Below are 19,405 nucleotides of genomic sequence, written 5' to 3' on the forward strand. Positions count from 1 at the left end.
CTACATAAATTCAGTGAAAAACTTTTCAACTCTGTAAGAAATTTCTTTAATCGAAAAAATTGATTTTATAAAATTTTTGTATATTTTTAATTTTTAAGGATTCACACCCTACTTCGAATCAATAACTTTTTATTATAAATACAAAAAACCCCTGATTGGGGAGTTCTTAATATTGCTTAATTATTAATCTCTTAAATAACTTGCCTATGTAACATGCTACTTACCAACCAGAGGAATATGCTGCAAATGTAGCGTTCTTCGCAGACACTAAAAAATATTTATAATCGTTTTAAAAATTAATTATCATGAAAAAATTAACTTTAACTTTAGTAGGGATTTTTGCTTTTTCTTATGGCTTCTCTAACAATTCTATTGAAAATTCTAAATCGATCGAAAATGTAGATTGTGTTAAATTTACTTTATCCTGTGGAATAGGTGGCTTAGCCTGTAACTTAGATACATTTGAGCAGCTTATGAACGAAATTTACTATTTTGAAGACGAATTATGTTAATCATTACATTGTGGGCGTATTATTTACGCCCACATTATTAAAATTATATATCTATGAAAAATTTACTCATTATTACATGTTTTTTATACACATTAGGCATCTCATCGCAAACGATCTCTAAGGAATTTTCTTTAAAATTTAAAGCCACATATTTATTGAAATTTAAGACAGACACTACAAACTTATCAGATCAAAAACATGAAGAACTATTACTATTAATAGGAGATAGCCAGTCTAAATTTATAAGTAAAGCAAGAATAATAAGAGACTCTATAATGAGAGAAACCATTAAAAATCAAACCAGTTCAGGTTCAATAAACTTAATGGGGCTGGATTTACCAAAAACAAATATTGCAGAGACAGTTTATAAAAATAGAGAACAGAACCAAATAATTACTACAGAGAAAAAAGGAAAAGATGATTATTTATATACGGAAGAGTTAAAGCAATTAGATTGGAGAATTTTGCCAGAAACAAAAGTTGTAGCTGGGTACAAGGTACAGAAGGCAAAGACTTATTTTGCAGGAAGAAATTACATTGCTTGGTTCACTGAGGAACTTCCTATTAGTGAGGGGCCTTATAAATTTTCAGGTTTACCTGGTTTAATTATTCAAATTCAAGATGCTCAAAATCATTACAATTATCAATTAATAAAATGGGAAAACATTAATAAAGATGAACTTGTAGAAAATAAAGATTACACTAATAATTATGTGGTCATTGAAAAAGAAGAATTTTTTAAATTTAAAAAAGAATATTACGAAAACTTTTTCCAAAGAGCCGAAGCAAGAGGTATTACCCTAATGCTTAGCCCACAAGATAAAAAGCGAATTAAGAACAAATTTAAAAATCAAAATAACCCCATAGAATTGGAATAAGGACTCTAATAAATGATATTAAAAAAAGTTTTCTGCCATTTTTTTTACTTTTTCCCAATACTCTTATTTTCTCAACAAAGCAATAATATGCTGCGGGTAACTTATGAACTGTCATTTCAAATTGATTCTTTAGATCGATTTTCTGTAGATACAGAATATATGTACTTAGATGTAGACGATAAAGTTTCTGTGTTCAGAAGTCAAACTACGCACCTCAAAGATTCTATATTAAGTTCTAAAAATCCTAGGGCATTATTTGGGATTCAAAAATCGAAATTTAGATATAAAATATATAAGGATCAGAAAAATGATAATTTGATCTGCTTATATGATTTTACCACATTTAAATATAAAACGGAGAATAAATTATCTCAATTAGTTTGGAAAATTGAGAACAGCAAAAAAAATATATTGGGTTATGAAACTACCTTGGCTCGTACACACTTTAAGGGCAGGGATTATGAAGCCTGGTTTGCCTCTAACCTTCCGGTTCCTGAAGGCCCTTACAAATTTCACGGGCTGCCCGGAATGATCCTTGAAATTTATGATTCAAAAAGTCACTATCACTTTACAGCCAAAGGTATAGAGAAAATTAAGGAATCTGTAAATGTTGCTGAAAAAGATTACACCAAAATTTCAGATGCTGATTTGGATTTGTTTCGAAAAAAAATAAAAGAAAAGCCATCCTTAATATTAAACAATCCCGGAATACATATCCCAAAAGAAGGATTGGATAAATATGATAGAAATCAACGGGCAAGATTGAAAAATCAAAATAATCCAATCGAACTTGAATAAAGTAAATGAAGTTAAAACCCTGCTTTCTCCTTTTGTTGTTATTTTTCTTTTGCAAAGGTTTTTCGCAAACAGTTATTACCGGCGAAATTACTGATAAAGATAACCAACGTTTGAGCGGGGCAACCATTACTATAACCCAAGATTCAACTGCAAATATAATTGCGTATGGTATTTCAGATAGTTATGGCAAATTTCAGATAGATGTAAAGACTGATTCGGAATACTTTTTCGTCAAGGTTGCACACTTGGGCTTTAAAAATTGGAATAATAAATTTCAAAATAAAACTCAACATATTATAGTGCAACTTACAGAATCATCAGAAGAATTGAAAGAGGTGCATATAGAATCAAAAATAATAGAAAAAAGAGGGGATACCCTTAGTTATTCCGTTTCAGCTTTTAAAGATCAAAAAGACCGGGTAATAGCCGATGTGCTAAAAAAAATGCCAGGAATAGAAATACGCAGTTCAGGTCAAATTTACTATCAAGGGGAACCCATTCAGAAATATTATATAGAAGGCCTTGATCTTTTGGAAGGCAGGTATAACCTCGCCAACAATAACCTTTCGGCAGATGATGTATCACAGGTTCAAATACTGGAAAACCACCAACCCATAAAGCTATTGGACAGTCTGGAGTTTTCCGAAAGGGCTTCTTTAAATATAAAACTTAAAAAAAAAGTAACCCTCACAGGAAGTGCTGAACTGGGCAGCGGTATTTCACCCATTCTTTGGAAAGCAAATATTACCCCGATGGTTTTTACCAAAAAACAACAAGCAATTTTTTCTTATCAAGGCAACAATACAGGTAACGATGTATCTCTCGAGATCAGGGACTTTTCCTTTGAAGATTTTGGAAGGCAGGAACTTAATATCAACAAAAGGGATTGGATTTCAATTCGTAAAATTGCAGCACCATCTTTTTCCCAAGAACGCTGGCTGGACAATAATGTACATTTAGGATCAGCTAACTATTTGTTTCGGCTTAAAAATGATATTGACCTAAAGATAAATGTATCTTATTTGAACGATAGTCAACAACAAATGGGAAATACCCAAACCCTTTTCTTTACACAGAATGATACCATTTCTATTTTGGAAAGAGTGAATAATAATTTTTATAACAAAAATTTACAGTCTAAATTTATTTTGGAAAAGAACACAGATGATAATTACCTGAAAAACACATTGGAAATCAATAATTTTTGGGATTCACAGTTTGGTAATATTCGTACCCAAGATGACCAAATCTTACAAGCACTTAACAACCCATTCTCGGCGTTTAGAAATAAATTAAAACTTCTTAAACCATTCGGAAAACAACTAATTACCTTTGCATCAAATACCGGCTATACAGGATCCTCACAAAATCTAAATGTAAATCCTGGTCGATACAAAGAATTATTGAATGAAAATCAGCCTTATACAGGTACAAATCAGATTTTAAAATCTTTTACTTTTTTTACCGAAAACTCCGCAGGCTTTACCAAAGGATTAAAAGATATTACTATTGCACCTGAGATTGGTTTTGCGATACAAAATCAAAAATTGGATAGTCAGTTAATTCTAATTGACAATAATGAAACTGAAACCCTTAAGGGAAATTACCGTAATGATCTCAATTTCTTTTCTTCAAATATTTATTTTACAAGCAAGTTTATCTACAAGAAAAATAGCTGGAATATACGCCTTCAAACACCTTTCAATTACCGAATTTTTAATATTGAAGATCGTAATTTAGACAAAGTGCAAAACTTAATCCGCTTCACTTTTGAACCTGATTTATTTATTAAAAAAGAGTTTTCAGTATTTTGGGAAGCTAGCATATACGCAAATCTTAAGAATAATTTTGGCGATGTTACTAATTTATACTACGGATTTATCCTTACCGACTACCGGAATTTACAACGGTACAATGCACCAATATCAGAGAATTTTCAACAAAATTATAGCTGGCGAATTTCCTACCGTAATCCTATTAATTCCATTTTTGCCAGTAGTTCTTATTCATTTTCTCAAACAAAAAACAACCTTTTATATAGCAACCTTATAAATCAAAATGGAGCTACCGTTTTTGAAGCGTTGGTAAAGGAAAATTATTCTAATTCACATACTTTAAACCTTAGGGGCAGTAAATATTTTAGCAAAATCAATACTACTTTAAGTTTAAGCTCTACTTTTTCAAGTATTGAACGGGAACAATTGTTAAATGAGCGTTTTGCAGACATACAAAATCAAAATTTGAATTTTAATGCGAAATTGGAATCTGAAATTACAGATTGGTTAAGCACTACTTATAATGCTGATTTAAGTTATTTATACACTATTATAGAAAGTAGAGAGACTGAACCAATAAGAACTCAATCACATTCCGTAGATTTCTTCTTTTATTTAAGTGAGCGGCAATATTTAAGTGCAAATTCTGAATATTATTATAATAGTATTTCAAACAGAAATCGTAATAACTATTTCCTGAATTTAAATTATCAATACACCTTTAAAAAACCGGCTTTTGATTTAAGAGCTAGTTGGAATAATGTTTTAAATACCAATGAATTTGTGAGAGTATCTAATTCGGAGTTCTCATATATTCAGAGTACCTATAGACTTAGGCCTACCCAACTTCTGGTAAGTTTAAAAATTTCTTTTTAAGCTCAATTTTTCTTTTCAGAGATTCATCTACTTGCCTCTAAGCCTGAATTTTTTAAACGTGACGTGACCATCGGTAGTATAAAGATATAGGCAATAGGCACACATCTTCGTTATTAAAATCACGATCCTAGTTTTTCTTTCAGTAGCATCATATCCTCGCTTAATTTATTCTCTAAAACTCGTGCATAAATCTGAGTGGTAGATAATTTGGTATGTCCTAAAAGCTTGGAAACAGTTTCTATAGGAACGCCGTTCGATAAGGTAACCGTGGTCGCAAAAGTGTGCCTGGCAGAATGAAAGGTAATTGTTTTTTTTATTTTCAATTGCAGCATCACCTCTTTTAGATATTTGTTGACTTTCTGGTTAGAAAATACCGGGAATAAAAATTCGTCTTTTATACTATCGGCATATTGATCTATAATATTTTGGGCCTGAGGCAAAAGTGGCACCTTTACTGTTTCGTCTGTTTTCTCCCGTTTGGTATAGATCCAATTGTTGCCATCGATTCCTTTAATAATCTGATGAATGGTCAATTCTTTTAGATCTATATAAGAAAGCCCTGTATAACAGGAGAAGATGAAAATGTCTTTTACTTTTTGTAAGCTGCTACTGGTAAATGCAGTGCTCTCTACTAGTTGAAGTTCTCTTTTGCTTAAATATTGCCGCTCATTTTTCTCGAACCTGAATTTAAAATTGTCAAAAGGGTTTTTAACCAACCATTCCAGCCTAATGGAAAGATTCAACATCTTTTTAAAACGTTCCAAATGTTTCATCGTGCCATTATTGCCACAAGTCTTGCGAGAAACCTTAACAGAATATAGGCGTAGAAACTGTTCAAAGTCGGTTACGAACCGATAGTTGATTTGTTTGATGTCGATATCATTGCAGCTCATTTTCTGCTTTAAAAACTCTTTTAAATAGGTTTCGGTGGTATGATAATTTTTCATCGTTCCGGGTTTCAACACGTTTTTCATGTGGGAATTGTGATAACTCATTAATTCCAACAAAGTTTTCTGGTGTTCATCATTCCCATAGAACCGGGCTTTGATACTCTGGGCGGAAACCACTTTATTCTCTGAGGAAAGTTGTTTATGGCAGTCCAAGAATTTAGTATAGATCTGGTTTAAATACTGGTTTAAGGTTCTTGCTATTGGAGTAGTTCCCTTGGCACGTCCTTTTGAGGCGTCCCAATGATTCACCGAAATTGATCTTTTTAGGCTGATTTCTGAACGTTTTCCATCCACGGTAACTCGGGCATAAATAAATAATTTCTTTGTGTCGTTATGGTGTTTACGAACAAAGAATAATACGGAAAAGGTAGTGTAATTAGGCATTTCAAGCGTCGTTAATGAAACAATCAGTTTGCAAAGACGAAAGTCAAATCAGTTAAATGCTCTATGAAGTTACGTAAATATCTGTAATAAAAGGATTCACCGAATGATTCACCAGACTTATGTATTTAAATGATATTATTTGATATCATTAAAAACAAAAAACACTGATAATCAAGAGATTAACAGTGTTTTGGTGGGTTTTAATACCCATTTGGTCGGGGTGGCAGGATTCGAACCTGCGGCCTCCTGCTCCCAAAGCAGGCGCGATAACCGGGCTACGCTACACCCCGAAGGTTATCTAATTAACAAGTAACAAATACTTATTGTCATAGCGGCTGCAAATATAAGAATTACTTTCAATCTACCTACGCCCAATTAAATTTAAATGAATTATTTTTATCTTATATTAATTTTTGGATTTAACTTAAATTCAAATTCCGATTTTTAACATAAATTAAAACCATACTTATGAAATTTAATCTCCTCATAATTAACGTCCTACTTCTGTCTTTATCTGCTTGTGCGCAAAAAGACACCACCATAGAAGCCAGCAGCTATACTTACACAGTAGAAACTATTGTCGACGACCTCCAAATTCCATGGGGAATTGCATTTCTACCAGATGGAAGTATGCTAATTACAGAAAAAAGTGGCGAGTTGATCCATTTCCAAGATGGTAAAAAACAACAAGTACAGGAAATACCAGAAGTTTATAACAGAGGACAGGGTGGTTTATTAGATATTGTTTTGCATCCAAACTATGAACAGAATGGCTGGATCTATTTCACCTACGCATCTTCAGAAGGAAATGAAGAAGGAGGAAACACGACTTTATCTAGAGCTAAATTTCAGAACAATCAGTTAACTTCATTGGAAGTTCTTTATAAAGCTACGCCAAACACTACCAAGGGTCAACACTTTGGATCAAGGATCGCATTTGATAAAGAGGGTTATTTATACTTTTCAGCTGGGGAGCGAGGAGAAAGAGATGTGAATCCACAAGATATTACCAGAGATAATGGAAAGATCTATAGGTTGAATGATGACGGAAGTATTCCAACTGATAATCCATTCGTAAATGATGAAACTGCCAAAAAAGCTATTTATAGTTACGGTCATAGAAATCCTCAAGGGATGATCCTTCATCCAATTACTGGAGAAATCTGGGCACACGAACACGGACCAATGGGCGGAGATGAAATTAATATTATTAAAAAAGGTGCTAATTATGGGTGGCCGGTAGTTACATTTGGTCAAAATTATAGCGGGACTTCCATAACCTCAGAAACTTCCAGGCCAGATATGGAAGATCCTATTTATTATTGGATCCCTTCTATAGCACCAAGTGGAATGGCTTATGTGACTTCAGATAAATATCCGCATTTAAAAGATAATTTATTAATTGGCTCTCTTAAATTCCAATATTTGGAACTGGATATTCTCGACGGCGAAAAAGTTGTAAAAAGAGAAAGATTGCTGGAAGGAATTGGGAGAGTAAGAGACGTAAGACAAGGGCCAGACGGCTATATTTATATAGCTGTAGAAGGGCTTGGAATTGTAAGACTAATTGCTAACGAAACTAAAACAAAATAAATGAAACTACTCCCTATACTATTTACGGCAAGCTTATTTTTGGCTTGTAATTCAGAAAAAAAGAAAGATCAAAATACCTCAAGTTCAGAAGAATTCACTATTTCAGATAACCTACAGCAGGAAAAAGTTTCAGAAAGTTTTGCAAGAGGTAAAGAAGTCTTTTCAAATTTTTGTGTAACCTGCCACTTACCAAGCGGAAAAGGAATTCCAGGTAACTTCCCACCACTAGCTGGCTCTAATTGGCTAGTAGATAAGAGAACGGAGAGTCTTAAAGCTATAAAATATGGTTTATCTGGGCCTATTGAAGTAAATGGTGAAAGCTATAATAATGTGATGGCCCCACAGGGTTTAAGTGATCAAGAAGTGGCAGATGTTATGAATTATATTTCCAATTCATGGGGTAATAGCTCTAAGAAAGAAGTAACTATAGAAGAGGTTAAGGCTATCTCTAAATAAAGCTTTTCATATACTTTTCTAGATCATATAGATTTGGCAATCTAAAATTCAATAAAAATGATGGACTACTCCCCTATTTCAAACTTATAATTAACTTTGCGCCAAAATATTTATAGATGCTTATTATTGGAATAGCCGGTGGTACCGGTAGTGGAAAAACCACGGTTGTGAATCAGATCATTAATGAATTAAAAAATGAGGAGGTTGCCGTTATTTCTCAAGATTCTTATTATCAGGATACCAGCCATTTGTCTTTGGAAGAACGTGTAAAGATAAATTTCGACCATCCTAAATCCATCGATTTTGATCTTCTTGTGTCTCATCTTAAAGAGCTTAAGAGCGGAAATTCTATAGAAGAGCCTGTGTATTCGTTTAAAGAACACAATAGAACTGGAGAAACTGTAACGATTCTGCCTAAAAAAGTGATCATTGTAGAGGGTATTCTTATTCTTACTCATGCAGATATTCGGGATATGTTCGATATAAAGATCTACGTTCATGCAGATAGTGATGAGCGTTTAATTAGAAGATTAAAACGCGACATTAATGATCGAGGACGGGATCTGGATGAAGTGCTTTGGCGTTATCAAACTACTTTAAAACCTATGCATCAGCAGTTTATTGAGCCTACAAAAGAATTTGCAGATATCATTATTCCAACCAATAGATATAACAACGTGGCGGTAGATATTGTTCAAACTATCATCAAAGACAGATTGGCGTAATTTTGTATCTTTAAAACTTATGAAACTAAAGGAACTTCGCAATAAAAAATGGTTTAAAATCATCAGTAACAAATACGTGCTGATCTTACTTATTTTTGGCGGATGGATGCTTTTTTTAGATAGTAACTCTTGGTTAATCCATAGAGAACTAGATGAAGAAGTAAATAAATTACAAGTAAATAAAGAATACTACCAAAAAGAAATCTCTAAGGATAAAGCTATCATAGAAAATCTTAACGATTCTTTTGAATTGGAAAGTTATGCCAGACAGCATTATTACATGAAAAGAGCCGATGAAGATATCTATATCATTCATTACGACACCATAGATTAAGCATACTTTGGTTTTACAAATTTATATTTTAAAACAGCTATTATGAGTCACACCTTATTCAACGAATTCCGTGAAGTTTCTGCCAAAGAATGGAAGCAGAAAATTCAATTCGATTTGAAAGGAGCAGATTATAATGAAACCCTTATTTTTCATAGCAAAGATGGGATTTCGGTAAAACCCTTTTATAATGCTGAAGACCTAAAAGAAAATATCTCTGTTGCAAACCCAACTTCTTGGAATGTTTGTGAGAAGATCTACGTAGCATCGGATATTAAAAGCAACATCAAAGCTTTGGAAGTTCTTAACAAAGGAGCAGAAAGTTTATGGTTTGTTATTTCTTCGGAAAAAATAGATTTTAAAACCCTATTTAAAAATGTCGAACTAAACGATACTCCTATTTATATTTCTTTTGAATTTCTTTCTGAAGAGACTACTAATAATTTAATTTCATTTTTAGCAGGAAAGGAACATAAGATAAGCTTACAGGTAGATATTATTGGGAATTTAGCACGTTCTGGAAACTGGTATCATGACTTAAAAAAGGATCATGAGATCTTGAACAAAATAGTTACTAATACCAAAGGTTTCGAATCTGTAATTAGCGTAGATGGTACTTTGTATCAAAATGCCGGGGCAACGATTCCCCAGGAATTGGCCTATATGCTCGCCCATGCAAACGAATATTTGAATCATTTTAACAATGAGGAGAATACTAATACTGAAGTTAAGCTTCAATTCTTAACCGCTACCGGTTCCAATTACTTTTTTGAGATCGCAAAACTGAAAGCGTTTAGATTGTTATTTTCAAGTTTAGCTTCAGAATATAAAGTTTCAGAAAAATGCAGCATTTTAGCTCAACCTTCAAAAAGAGATAAAACCTTATACGATTATAATGTCAATCTCCTCCGAACAACCACTCAAAGCATGAGTGCAGTACTTGGTGGTGCAGATGAAGTTTACAATTCTCCTTACGATGCCATTTACCATAAGAACAATGAATTTGGAGATAGGATTGCCCGCAATCAATTATTAGTATTGAAAAATGAAAGCTATTTCGATAAGGTTTCCAATGCATCAGATGGAGCTTATTATATAGAATCACTAACTCTGCAGTTTGCAGAGAAAGCCTTAGAGATCTTTAAGGAGATAGAAAATGCCGGCGGATTTTTAAAGCAGTTAAAGGAAGGAATCATTCAACGAAAGATAGCTGAAAGTGCTACCAAAGAACAGGAACTATTCGATGCTGGAAAGATCACTCTTATAGGAACCAATAAATTCCAAAATCCAGAGGATAGAATGGCAAAAGAATTAGAATTGTATCCCTTCCTGAAAATGAATCCGAGAAAAACCTTACTCCAGCCAATTTTGGAAAGACGCCTTTCAGAAAGATCGGAGCAAGAAAGATTAAAAACGGAACAATAGCATTAAGTATAAAACAAATGTCTAGAAAAAATCTTCAACATATAAAACTTAAGAAAGAAGCTTCACCTGCATCTTCGAATAGTAATTTGGATAGCACTTTTATGACAGCAGAAGATATTCCGCTAAAAAAAGTGTATTCTAAAAATGATATTGAAGATGCGGAGCATTTACATTTTGCTGCGGGAATTGCGCCTTATTTGCGTGGACCTTATAGCACTATGTATGTGAGAAGACCCTGGACAATTCGCCAGTATGCAGGTTTTTCTACTGCTGAAGAAAGCAATGCTTTTTATAGAAGAAATTTAGCAGGGGGCCAAAAAGGACTTTCTGTAGCATTCGATCTGCCAACACATAGAGGCTATGATAGTGATCATGAACGAGTGGTTGGAGATGTTGGAAAAGCAGGGGTTGCTATAGATTCTGTGGAAGATATGAAGATCCTCTTCGATCAAATCCCACTAGATAAAATGTCGGTTTCTATGACCATGAATGGGGCAGTACTTCCAATTATGGCATTTTATATAGTTGCAGCAGAAGAGCAAGGTGTAGATCTTTCCTTATTATCTGGAACTATACAGAATGATATTTTAAAGGAATTCATGGTGCGTAATACGTACATCTACCCTCCTACTCCTTCAATGAGAATAATATCTGACATCTTTGAATACACTTCAGCAAAGATGCCGAAATTCAATAGCATAAGTATTTCAGGATATCATATGCAGGAAGCAGGAGCAACTTGCGATATTGAATTGGCATATACCTTAGCTGACGGATTGGAATATATAAGAAAAGGACTGGAAGCAGGAATGGATATTGACAGTTTTGCGCCAAGACTTTCCTTTTTCTGGGCTATTGGAATGAACCATTTTATGGAGATCGCCAAAATGAGAGCTGCCAGAATGCTGTGGGCAAAATTGGTAAAACAATTTAACCCGAAAAGTGAGAAATCTCTAGCTTTAAGAACTCATTGCCAAACAAGTGGATGGAGTTTAACAGAGCAAGATCCTTTTAACAATGTTGCCAGAACTTGTATAGAAGCAGCAGCGGCAGCCTTTGGAGGCACCCAATCTCTGCATACGAATGCTTTAGACGAAGCGATTGCGTTACCTACCGATTTTTCGGCAAGAATTGCCAGAAACACACAATTATATCTGCAGCAAGAAACCAATATTACCAAAACGGTAGATCCTTGGGCAGGAAGTTATTATGTAGAAAGCCTAACTCATGAAATCTCGCAAAAAGCCTGGAAGCTAATTGAAGAAGTTGAAGAATTAGGTGGAATGACCAAGGCTATTGAAGCTGGAATTCCTAAGTTGCGTATAGAGGAAGCTGCAGCCAATAAACAAGCACGAATAGATAGCGAGACCGATATTATTGTTGGAAACAACAAATATAGATTAGAAAAGGAAGATCCTCTTGTTACTTTGGAAGTGGATAATCAAACCGTTCGTTTGCAACAACTTGAAAGGTTAAAGCAAATAAAAGAAAGCAGAGATCAAGAAAAAGTGAATGCTGCCTTAAAAGCTTTAACTAGTGCCGCTAAAAATAAGGACGGTAATTTGTTGGAATTAGCAGTATCTGCGGCTCGAGAAAGAGCTACCTTGGGTGAGATAAGCGATGCTTTAGAAGAAGTTTACGGAAGATATAAAGCGAAAATTCAAACCTTTAGTGGCGTATATTCAAAACAGATGAAAGACAATGTTTCCTTTATTAAAGCAAGAGAACTAGCCGATAAATTTGCGGAACAAGATGGAAGACGTCCCCGTATCATGATCGCTAAAATGGGACAAGATGGACATGACCGTGGCGCAAAGGTAGTAGCTACTGGCTATGCTGATCTTGGTTTTGATGTAGATATTGGACCTTTATTTCAAACTCCTGCGGAAGCTGCAAAACAAGCTATGGAAAATGATGTTCATATCTTAGGAGTATCCTCATTAGCGGCAGGACATAAAACTTTAGTTCCGCAAGTAATAGAAGAATTAAAAAAGCATGGCAGAGAAGATATTATGGTAATTGTGGGTGGGGTTATTCCATCTCAGGATTATCAATTCTTATTTGATGCCGGTGCAGTTGCTGTTTTTGGTCCGGGTACCAAAATAAGTGAAGCTGCCATTCAGCTTTTAGAAATATTAATAGATTAATTAACCAAAAAGTATGTAGTCACAGTAAGCCTATTAATCCAGATCTATTAATAGGAACTGAAAACTAAATACTGAACACTGAAAAATATGGATTATACTAAAAAAATGCTTCGTGATGATGCCTTAAAAGGTAAAACTATTGTTGTTACCGGTGGTGGTAGCGGACTTGGAAAAGCGATGACTAAATATTTCTTGGAATTAGGAGCCAATGTGGCAATTACTTCCAGAAATTTGGAGAAGCTAGAAAATACCGCAAAAGAATTGGAAGCTGAAACTGGTGGAACTTGTTTACCATTACAGTGTGATGTTCGTCATTACGATCAAGTTGAAGCAATGTTGGAAGCAACTGTAGCTAAATTTGGTAAGGTAGATTCATTATTAAACAACGCAGCTGGAAACTTCATTTCTCCTACCGAGAGATTAAGTGCAAATGCCTTTGATACTATTATAGATATTGTTTTAAAAGGAAGTAAGAACTGTACCCTTGCTTTTGGAAAATATTGGATAGATAAAAAGGAAGTAGATAAAACTATTTTAAACATCGTGACTACCTATGCTTGGACTGGATCTGCATATGTTGTACCTAGTGCTACTGCAAAAGCAGGTGTTTTAGCGATGACGAGGTCTTTGGCTGTAGAATGGGCGAAATACGGAATTAGATCTAATGCTATTGCACCAGGACCATTTCCTACTAAAGGAGCTTGGGACAGATTATTACCAGGAGATTTAAAGGAGAAGTTTGATCTTGCAAAAAAAGTTCCTTTAAAAAGAGTTGGGGACCATCAAGAATTGGCAAATCTTGCTGCCTATATGCTATCAGATTTTTCTGCTTACGTAAATGGGGAAGTGATCACTATAGATGGTGGAGAATGGCTTAAAGGAGCTGGACAATTCAATTTATTAGAAGCAATTCCAGAGGAAATGTGGGATCAGTTGGAAGCTATGATTCGATCTAAGAAGAGCAAATAAAAATATAGATTTAGAATATCGGGGAAAGAGTCATGCGGTATGAGTATGGAAACCCTTTTTAAAAATTCGAGGCAAGACCTAGAAATTAAACCCTCATTGAGGGATTCAATCTTTTTAACATTGTAGAAGCTGTTAACAAAATCATTTTATTAAGCTATAATAAATTGTATTTTTACCTTCTAAAATAGAATACAATTAATGGGCAAAATCATTGCTATTGCGAACCAAAAAGGTGGAGTTGGTAAAACTACTACTTCAGTAAATTTAGCGGCTTCCTTAGGAGTTCTTGAAAAAAAAGTATTACTAATAGATGCAGATCCTCAAGCCAATGCAACATCTGGTTTAGGGATAGATGTGGAAGCTGTAGAATTAGGAACTTATCAACTTTTAGAACATTCTTGCAAAGCTGAAGAGGCTATAATAAAGACGAATTCTCCAAATCTGGATATCATTCCTTCTCATATCGATCTTGTTGCTATAGAGATAGAATTGGTAGATCAAGATGAACGAGAATACATGCTAAAGAAAGCCATCACCCATTTAAAAGATAGTTACGATTATATTTTAATAGATTGCGCGCCTTCTTTAGGCTTATTAACCTTGAATGCATTAACTGCTTCAGATTCTGTAATCATTCCGATCCAATGTGAATACTTTGCTTTAGAAGGTCTTGGTAAACTATTGAATACCATTAAAAGTGTACAGAAGATCCATAACGATAAATTAGATATTGAAGGCCTTTTATTAACCATGTACGATTCTAGATTAAGACTGTCCAATCAGGTGGTAGAAGAAGTTCAGAAGCATTTTAATGAAATGGTATTTACAACAATCATTCAAAGAAATGTGCGTTTAAGTGAAGCCCCTAGTTACGGGGAAAGCATTATAAATTATGATGCTGCAAGCAAAGGAGCCAGTAACTATTTAAGTCTGGCACATGAAATAATTAAGAAAAATAGCTAAACGATGGCGAAAGCTACCAAAAAACAAGCATTAGGCCGCGGGCTTTCAGCGCTACTGAAAGATCCAGAGCAGGATATAAAATCTGCGGAAGATAAAAATGCCGATAAACTTGTTGGACATATTGTTGAACTGGAACTTACTTCTATAGAAGTAAATCCATTTCAGCCAAGAACAAGTTTCAATGAAGAGTCCTTACGTGAATTAGCTTCTTCTATAAAGGAATTGGGTGTTATACAGCCAATAACTGTAAGAAAATTAGACTTTAATAAATTCCAGTTAGTTTCTGGAGAACGAAGATTTAGAGCCTCCAAACTTATTGGTTTAAAAACTGTTCCTGCCTACATTCGTATTGCGAACGATCAGGAATCTTTGGAAATGGCTTTGGTAGAGAATATTCAGCGCCAAGATCTAGACCCAATTGAGATCTCACTTTCTTACCAAAGATTAATAGATGAAATTAACCTTACTCAAGAACAATTAAGCGATCGTGTAGGGAAAAATAGATCTACCATTGCGAATTATTTAAGATTGTTGAAATTAGATCCGATCATTCAAACAGGAATGAGAGATGGCTTTTTATCTATGGGTCATGGTCGAGCAATAATCAATATTGAAGATCCGCAGCTACAGTTGGATATTTACGAAAAGATCTTAGAACGTTCTTTATCTGTTAGAGATACAGAGAAATTAGTTCGGGAATTATCTGGCGGAGAAACAAAGAAGACTGTTTCTAAAAGCCCAAGTCTTTCTCAGGAATATAAAAAAGGCATCAAAGAATTCTCTGAATATCTTGGCGCTAAAGTGGATATTAAGGTCGCTTCAAAAGGAAAAGGAAAACTTATAATTCCATTTACTTCAGAAGAAGATTTTAATAGAATTAAAAAAATGATCCAGGGTGAATCTTAAGTATCTATTTACTGCTTTTGTCTTTTTTATGGTGACTACTTTAGTAGTGGCTCAAAAGGATACTTTGCAGATTAAAACCAATCAAGAAACACTTGTAGAAACAAAAAAAGATTATAAGGAATACGACCCATTAGCTCCTGCAAAAGCAGCATTTTACTCCGCTGTTTTACCTGGTTTAGGACAAGCTTATAATGGGAAATATTGGAAGATCCCAATTGCTTATGTCGGTCTTGGTATTGGTATTGGTATTTATCTGGATAACGATAAAAAATATGATAGATATCGTGATGCTTACAAAAGTAGATTAGCTGGATTTGAAAACGATGAATTCATTGTAGATGGAGTTGTTCAAGTTAGCACGCCAGGATTAATTAGGGCTCAAAAAGCTTATCAGCGAAATAAGGAGATCTCGTTATTGGTTACTGCTGGAATTTATATTTTAAATATTATAGATGCCAATGTAGATGCCCATCTTCAGCAATTCAACGTAAGCGAAGATCTATCCTTTAAACCCGCCGTTAATTTTGATGAATTCTCAGGAAAGACGAGATACGGAATGTCCTTAAATTTCAACTTCTAAATATGAAGATAGCACTTTTAGGTTACGGCAGAATGGGAAAAATTATTGAGCGCGTAGCAATAGAACGCGGACATAGCATTTCTCATAAAATTACTGAAAACATAGAAAATATAGATCTTTCTGAAGCTGATGTTGCAATAGATTTTAGCATTCCTAAGGCTGCATTTACGAATATTAAAACTTGTATTAAAAGTCAGCTACCTGTAATATCTGGAACCACGGGCTGGTTAGATAATTATGAGCAAGCTGTAAAACTTTGCGAAGCTGAAAATTCAGCTTTTTTATATGCTTCCAATTTTAGCATCGGTGTGAATTTGTTCTTCGATCTAAATGAGAAGTTAGCTAAGATCATGGATCCTTTTCAGAATTATTCAGTAGAGATCGAAGAAATACATCATCTTCAAAAATTAGATGCTCCAAGTGGCACGGCAATTAGTTTGGCGCAACAAATAATTACCAATTCCAGAAAGGAAGGCTGGCAATTGGATCACGCTGAAGAAAATGAAATCCCTATAACAGCAAAACGTGAAGAAAACGTTCCTGGAACACATACTGTTTCTTATACTTCTGAGGTAGATTCCATAGAAATTAAGCATACAGCACATTCTAGAGAAGGCTTTGCTCTGGGCGCTGTAATTGCTGCAGAATGGATTAAAGATAAAAAAGGAGTGTTTTCTATGAAGGACGTCCTACAAAATTTGACCTAAATAAATGTAACGGTATCTTTAAATAAGACACCTATACCATAAACATAAAATATATGACTATTACGCAGTGGTTCTTGTTTTTCCTGATCATTCAGGTTATCCATTTTTTAGGAACTTGGAAATTATACATAAAAGCAGGAAGACAAGCTTGGGAAGCTGCTATTCCAGTTTATAATGCTGTAGTTTTAATGAAGATCATCCACCGACCTTGGTGGTGGACTATTTTATTGTTTATACCAATAGTAAACTTGATCATGTTCCCCGTGATTTGGGTAGAAACTATTCGAAGTTTTGGAAAACATTCTTTACTGGATACCATTTTAGTGGTGGCTACCTTTGGCCTTTATATCTACTATGTAAACTACATGGCAGATGTAACTTACATCCAAGATAGAAGTTTACATCCCAGAAGTGCAGCTGGAGAATGGATAAGTTCTATATTATTTGCTGTGATCGCGGCAACTTTAGTACATACATATCTTATTCAGCCATTTACCATCCCTACTTCGTCTTTAGAAAAAACATTATTGGTAGGAGATTTTCTGTTTGTGAGTAAATTCCATTATGGTGCGAGAACTCCATTAACGGCAGTTGCTTTCCCAATGGTTCATGATACTATTCCTGTGTTAGGAGTTAAATCATATTTACCAAAACCTCAAATCCCTTATTTCAGACTCCCGGGATTTGAAAAAATTGAACGTTCAGATATCGTGGTTTTCAACTGGCCGGTTGATACTATGCGATATATGATGACTACCGATAAATACTATTACAAACCAATAGACAAGAAAACCAATTACGTAAAACGTGCTGTTGGGGTTGCAGGAGATTCTTTAAGCATTGTAGATGGTAAAGTTTATATAAATAATGATCCACTTAAATTACCAGGAAGAGCCAAATTACAATACAATTATATAGGACTTTCCAAAGGAAAAGCATTCGACCCATATTATTTATATGAACGATATGACATTACAGATCCTTACAGCTACGATCAGAGTTCTAATAGATTTGTTATAAATCTTACGGAGGATTCTTACAATAAGTTCAAGAATCACCCGAATGTTGAAGCTCTTGAACGCATAAATGATTCAGTTGGAAATAAAGAACAAGGTTTGTTTCCGAAATCTAAAAGCCTATCATGGAATAAGGATAATTTGGGACCTATTTATATTCCGAAGAAAGGAACAACTACTAAGTTAAACCTTGAAACTTTACCTTTCTACAAGAGATTAATAGAAGTTTATGAAGGATCTGAATTAGGAATCGATAATAAGCTAAGTGTAAATGGCACTCAAGTACTTCTTAACGGACAGCCTACAGACACTTACACCTTTAAAATGGATTACTACTGGATGATGGGAGATAATCGCCATAATAGCTTAGATAGCCGTTATTTCGGATTTGTCCCGGAAAATCACGTAGTAGGAAAACCAGTATTTGTTTGGTTTAGTTGGGATACGAATGGAACAGGGATCATGAATAAAATTCGTTGGGAGCGTTTATTCACAACCGTTAGTGGAGATGATGAACCTACTTCCTATTTACCATATTTCTTAATTGGGTTATTGGCATTATTCGGTTATAATTTCTTCAAGAAGAAAAGAGATTCTTAGATAAAATTAAATCTTTGTTCATTTTGGCGACAGTAATCATTTTTACTATCTATATTCAGACTTGTAGCCATGCTGATCTTGTTTCAGCATCTCAGTAATTCTGATGAAGACCCTGAAACAAATTCAAAGTGACGAGATGGTCAAGTATCTTTCTGAATAAATAAGGATAATCCATAATTAATTTTAATTCTCATGAAAGAGATCTTAGTAAGTCTTCCATATTTTGGTCCTATTTCTCAGTTTAAGGAATTAGTGAATGCAGATAAAGTTTGGATAGAAAAAGAAGATAATTTCCAAAAGCAAACCTATCGCAACCGAATGTATATTTATGGGGCGAATGGAAAGCTCAGTTTGAATATCCCTATAAAACATGTACCTAAAACCAAGGTTAAGGTTCACCAAAAATATAGTGAGGTTAAAATAGATAATGATGATAAATGGCAAAGTGTTCATTGGAAATCTCTGAAGACTGCATACCAGACCTCTCCATTTTTTGAATTCTACGAAGATGAACTTGCTCCTTTGTTCAGCAAAGTATATGAAACCCTCTATGAGTTTAATATGGATTGTTTTGAAACGGTATTGGAATGCCTTCAATTAGATCTCGAAAAAGCATACACTTTTGAATACAACAAACAGCCGGAAAATATAAGTGATCTTCGGAATTTAATAAATGCTAAAAGTTTAGTGGAGATCCCTAAATATATGCAAGTCTTTCAAGAAAAATATGGCTTTCTACATAACCTATGTATCTTAGATCTACTTTTTAATGAAGGACCAAACGCTATAGAATATCTAAAATCTATTTAGAATA

The 19,405-nt window shown here is 34.3% G+C and carries 18 protein-coding genes and 1 tRNA gene; 17 read left to right on the forward strand and 2 right to left on the reverse strand.

Translation table 11 applies throughout. The features are described from left to right. The first annotated feature begins 305 nt into the window (after positions 1–305). Genes BC962_RS08155 through BC962_RS08170 form a run of 4 tightly spaced genes read left to right on the forward strand, consistent with a single transcriptional unit; the run spans position 306 to position 4,839 of the window. Positions 306–512 (forward strand): hypothetical protein, encoded by a 207-nt coding sequence (locus BC962_RS08155; RefSeq protein ID WP_121345504.1) that lies wholly within the window; start codon positions 306–308, stop codon positions 510–512. 53 nt (positions 513–565) lie between these two features. Further along, positions 566–1,390 carry a GLPGLI family protein gene (locus BC962_RS08160; protein ID WP_121345505.1) on the forward strand — a complete coding sequence of 275 codons (825 nt, stop codon included), beginning with the start codon at positions 566–568 and terminating at the stop codon, positions 1,388–1,390. Between the two features lie 12 nt (positions 1,391–1,402). Continuing rightward, positions 1,403–2,188 (forward strand): GLPGLI family protein, encoded by a 786-nt coding sequence (locus BC962_RS08165; RefSeq protein ID WP_121345506.1) that lies wholly within the window; start codon positions 1,403–1,405, stop codon positions 2,186–2,188. Positions 2,189–2,193: 5 nt separating this feature from the next. Continuing rightward, on the forward strand, positions 2,194–4,839 hold the full coding sequence (locus BC962_RS08170; RefSeq protein WP_121345507.1) for a carboxypeptidase-like regulatory domain-containing protein: 2,646 nt from the start codon (positions 2,194–2,196) through the stop codon (positions 4,837–4,839). A 119-nt stretch (positions 4,840–4,958) separates the two neighbouring features. On the opposite strand, the gene BC962_RS08175 is transcribed toward BC962_RS08170, so the two are convergent. Beyond that, the gene (locus BC962_RS08175; protein WP_121345508.1) at positions 4,959–6,173 is read right to left on the reverse strand and encodes a site-specific integrase; all 1,215 of its coding nucleotides are present in this window, start codon (positions 6,171–6,173) and stop codon (positions 4,959–4,961) included. A 212-nt stretch (positions 6,174–6,385) separates the two neighbouring features. Beyond that, positions 6,386–6,463 (reverse strand) — tRNA-Pro (locus BC962_RS08180). A gap of 178 nt (positions 6,464–6,641) precedes the next feature. On the opposite strand from BC962_RS08180, the gene BC962_RS08185 reads away from it, so the two are divergent. The 13 genes from BC962_RS08185 to BC962_RS08245 all read left to right on the forward strand — a co-directional run bounded on the left by BC962_RS08185 (position 6,642) and on the right by BC962_RS08245 (position 19,401). Beyond that, on the forward strand, positions 6,642–7,766 hold the full coding sequence (locus BC962_RS08185) for a PQQ-dependent sugar dehydrogenase (RefSeq protein ID WP_121345509.1): 1,125 nt from the start codon (positions 6,642–6,644) through the stop codon (positions 7,764–7,766). After that, entirely contained in the window at positions 7,767–8,222 is a 456-nt protein-coding gene (locus tag BC962_RS08190; protein WP_183075469.1) for a c-type cytochrome, read from the forward strand. Positions 8,223–8,338: 116 nt separating this feature from the next. Next, the gene (gene udk / locus BC962_RS08195; RefSeq protein WP_121345510.1) at positions 8,339–8,947 is read left to right on the forward strand and encodes a uridine kinase; all 609 of its coding nucleotides are present in this window, start codon (positions 8,339–8,341) and stop codon (positions 8,945–8,947) included. A 19-nt stretch (positions 8,948–8,966) separates the two neighbouring features. Continuing rightward, on the forward strand, positions 8,967–9,281 hold the full coding sequence (locus tag BC962_RS08200) for an FtsB family cell division protein (RefSeq protein WP_121345511.1): 315 nt from the start codon (positions 8,967–8,969) through the stop codon (positions 9,279–9,281). A 42-nt stretch (positions 9,282–9,323) separates the two neighbouring features. Further along, complete coding sequence (locus BC962_RS08205) at positions 9,324–10,703, forward strand: methylmalonyl-CoA mutase subunit beta (protein ID WP_121345512.1); 1,380 nt, start codon at positions 9,324–9,326, stop codon at positions 10,701–10,703. Between the two features lie 17 nt (positions 10,704–10,720). Further along, positions 10,721–12,850 carry a methylmalonyl-CoA mutase gene (gene scpA / locus BC962_RS08210; RefSeq protein WP_121345513.1) on the forward strand — a complete coding sequence of 710 codons (2,130 nt, stop codon included), beginning with the start codon at positions 10,721–10,723 and terminating at the stop codon, positions 12,848–12,850. 87 nt (positions 12,851–12,937) lie between these two features. Next, positions 12,938–13,819 carry an SDR family oxidoreductase gene (locus tag BC962_RS08215; RefSeq protein WP_121345514.1) on the forward strand — a complete coding sequence of 294 codons (882 nt, stop codon included), beginning with the start codon at positions 12,938–12,940 and terminating at the stop codon, positions 13,817–13,819. A gap of 198 nt (positions 13,820–14,017) precedes the next feature. Further along, the gene (locus BC962_RS08220; RefSeq protein ID WP_121345515.1) at positions 14,018–14,782 is read left to right on the forward strand and encodes a ParA family protein; all 765 of its coding nucleotides are present in this window, start codon (positions 14,018–14,020) and stop codon (positions 14,780–14,782) included. A gap of 3 nt (positions 14,783–14,785) precedes the next feature. Continuing rightward, positions 14,786–15,688, forward strand: coding sequence for a ParB/RepB/Spo0J family partition protein (locus tag BC962_RS08225; RefSeq protein WP_121345516.1), 903 nt, complete (start codon positions 14,786–14,788; stop codon positions 15,686–15,688). Then, entirely contained in the window at positions 15,678–16,268 is a 591-nt protein-coding gene (locus tag BC962_RS08230; protein WP_121345517.1) for a DUF5683 domain-containing protein, read from the forward strand. Before BC962_RS08225 ends, BC962_RS08230 begins: the two co-directional genes overlap by 11 nt. A 2-nt stretch (positions 16,269–16,270) precedes the next feature. Beyond that, positions 16,271–16,975, forward strand: a complete 705-nt coding sequence (gene dapB, locus BC962_RS08235) for a 4-hydroxy-tetrahydrodipicolinate reductase (RefSeq protein WP_121345518.1) — start codon at positions 16,271–16,273, stop codon at positions 16,973–16,975. Between the two features lie 53 nt (positions 16,976–17,028). Beyond that, complete coding sequence (gene lepB, locus BC962_RS08240) at positions 17,029–18,591, forward strand: signal peptidase I (RefSeq protein ID WP_121345519.1); 1,563 nt, start codon at positions 17,029–17,031, stop codon at positions 18,589–18,591. A 192-nt stretch (positions 18,592–18,783) separates the two neighbouring features. Continuing rightward, a complete protein-coding gene (locus BC962_RS08245) occupies positions 18,784–19,401 on the forward strand; it encodes a WbqC family protein (RefSeq protein WP_121345520.1) in 618 nt (205 codons plus the stop codon). Positions 19,402–19,405 lie beyond the last annotated feature (4 nt).

Origin of the sequence: Gillisia mitskevichiae (assembly GCF_003634585.1) — a bacterium.
GTDB classification, from domain to species: Bacteria; Bacteroidota; Bacteroidia; order Flavobacteriales; family Flavobacteriaceae; genus Gillisia; species Gillisia mitskevichiae.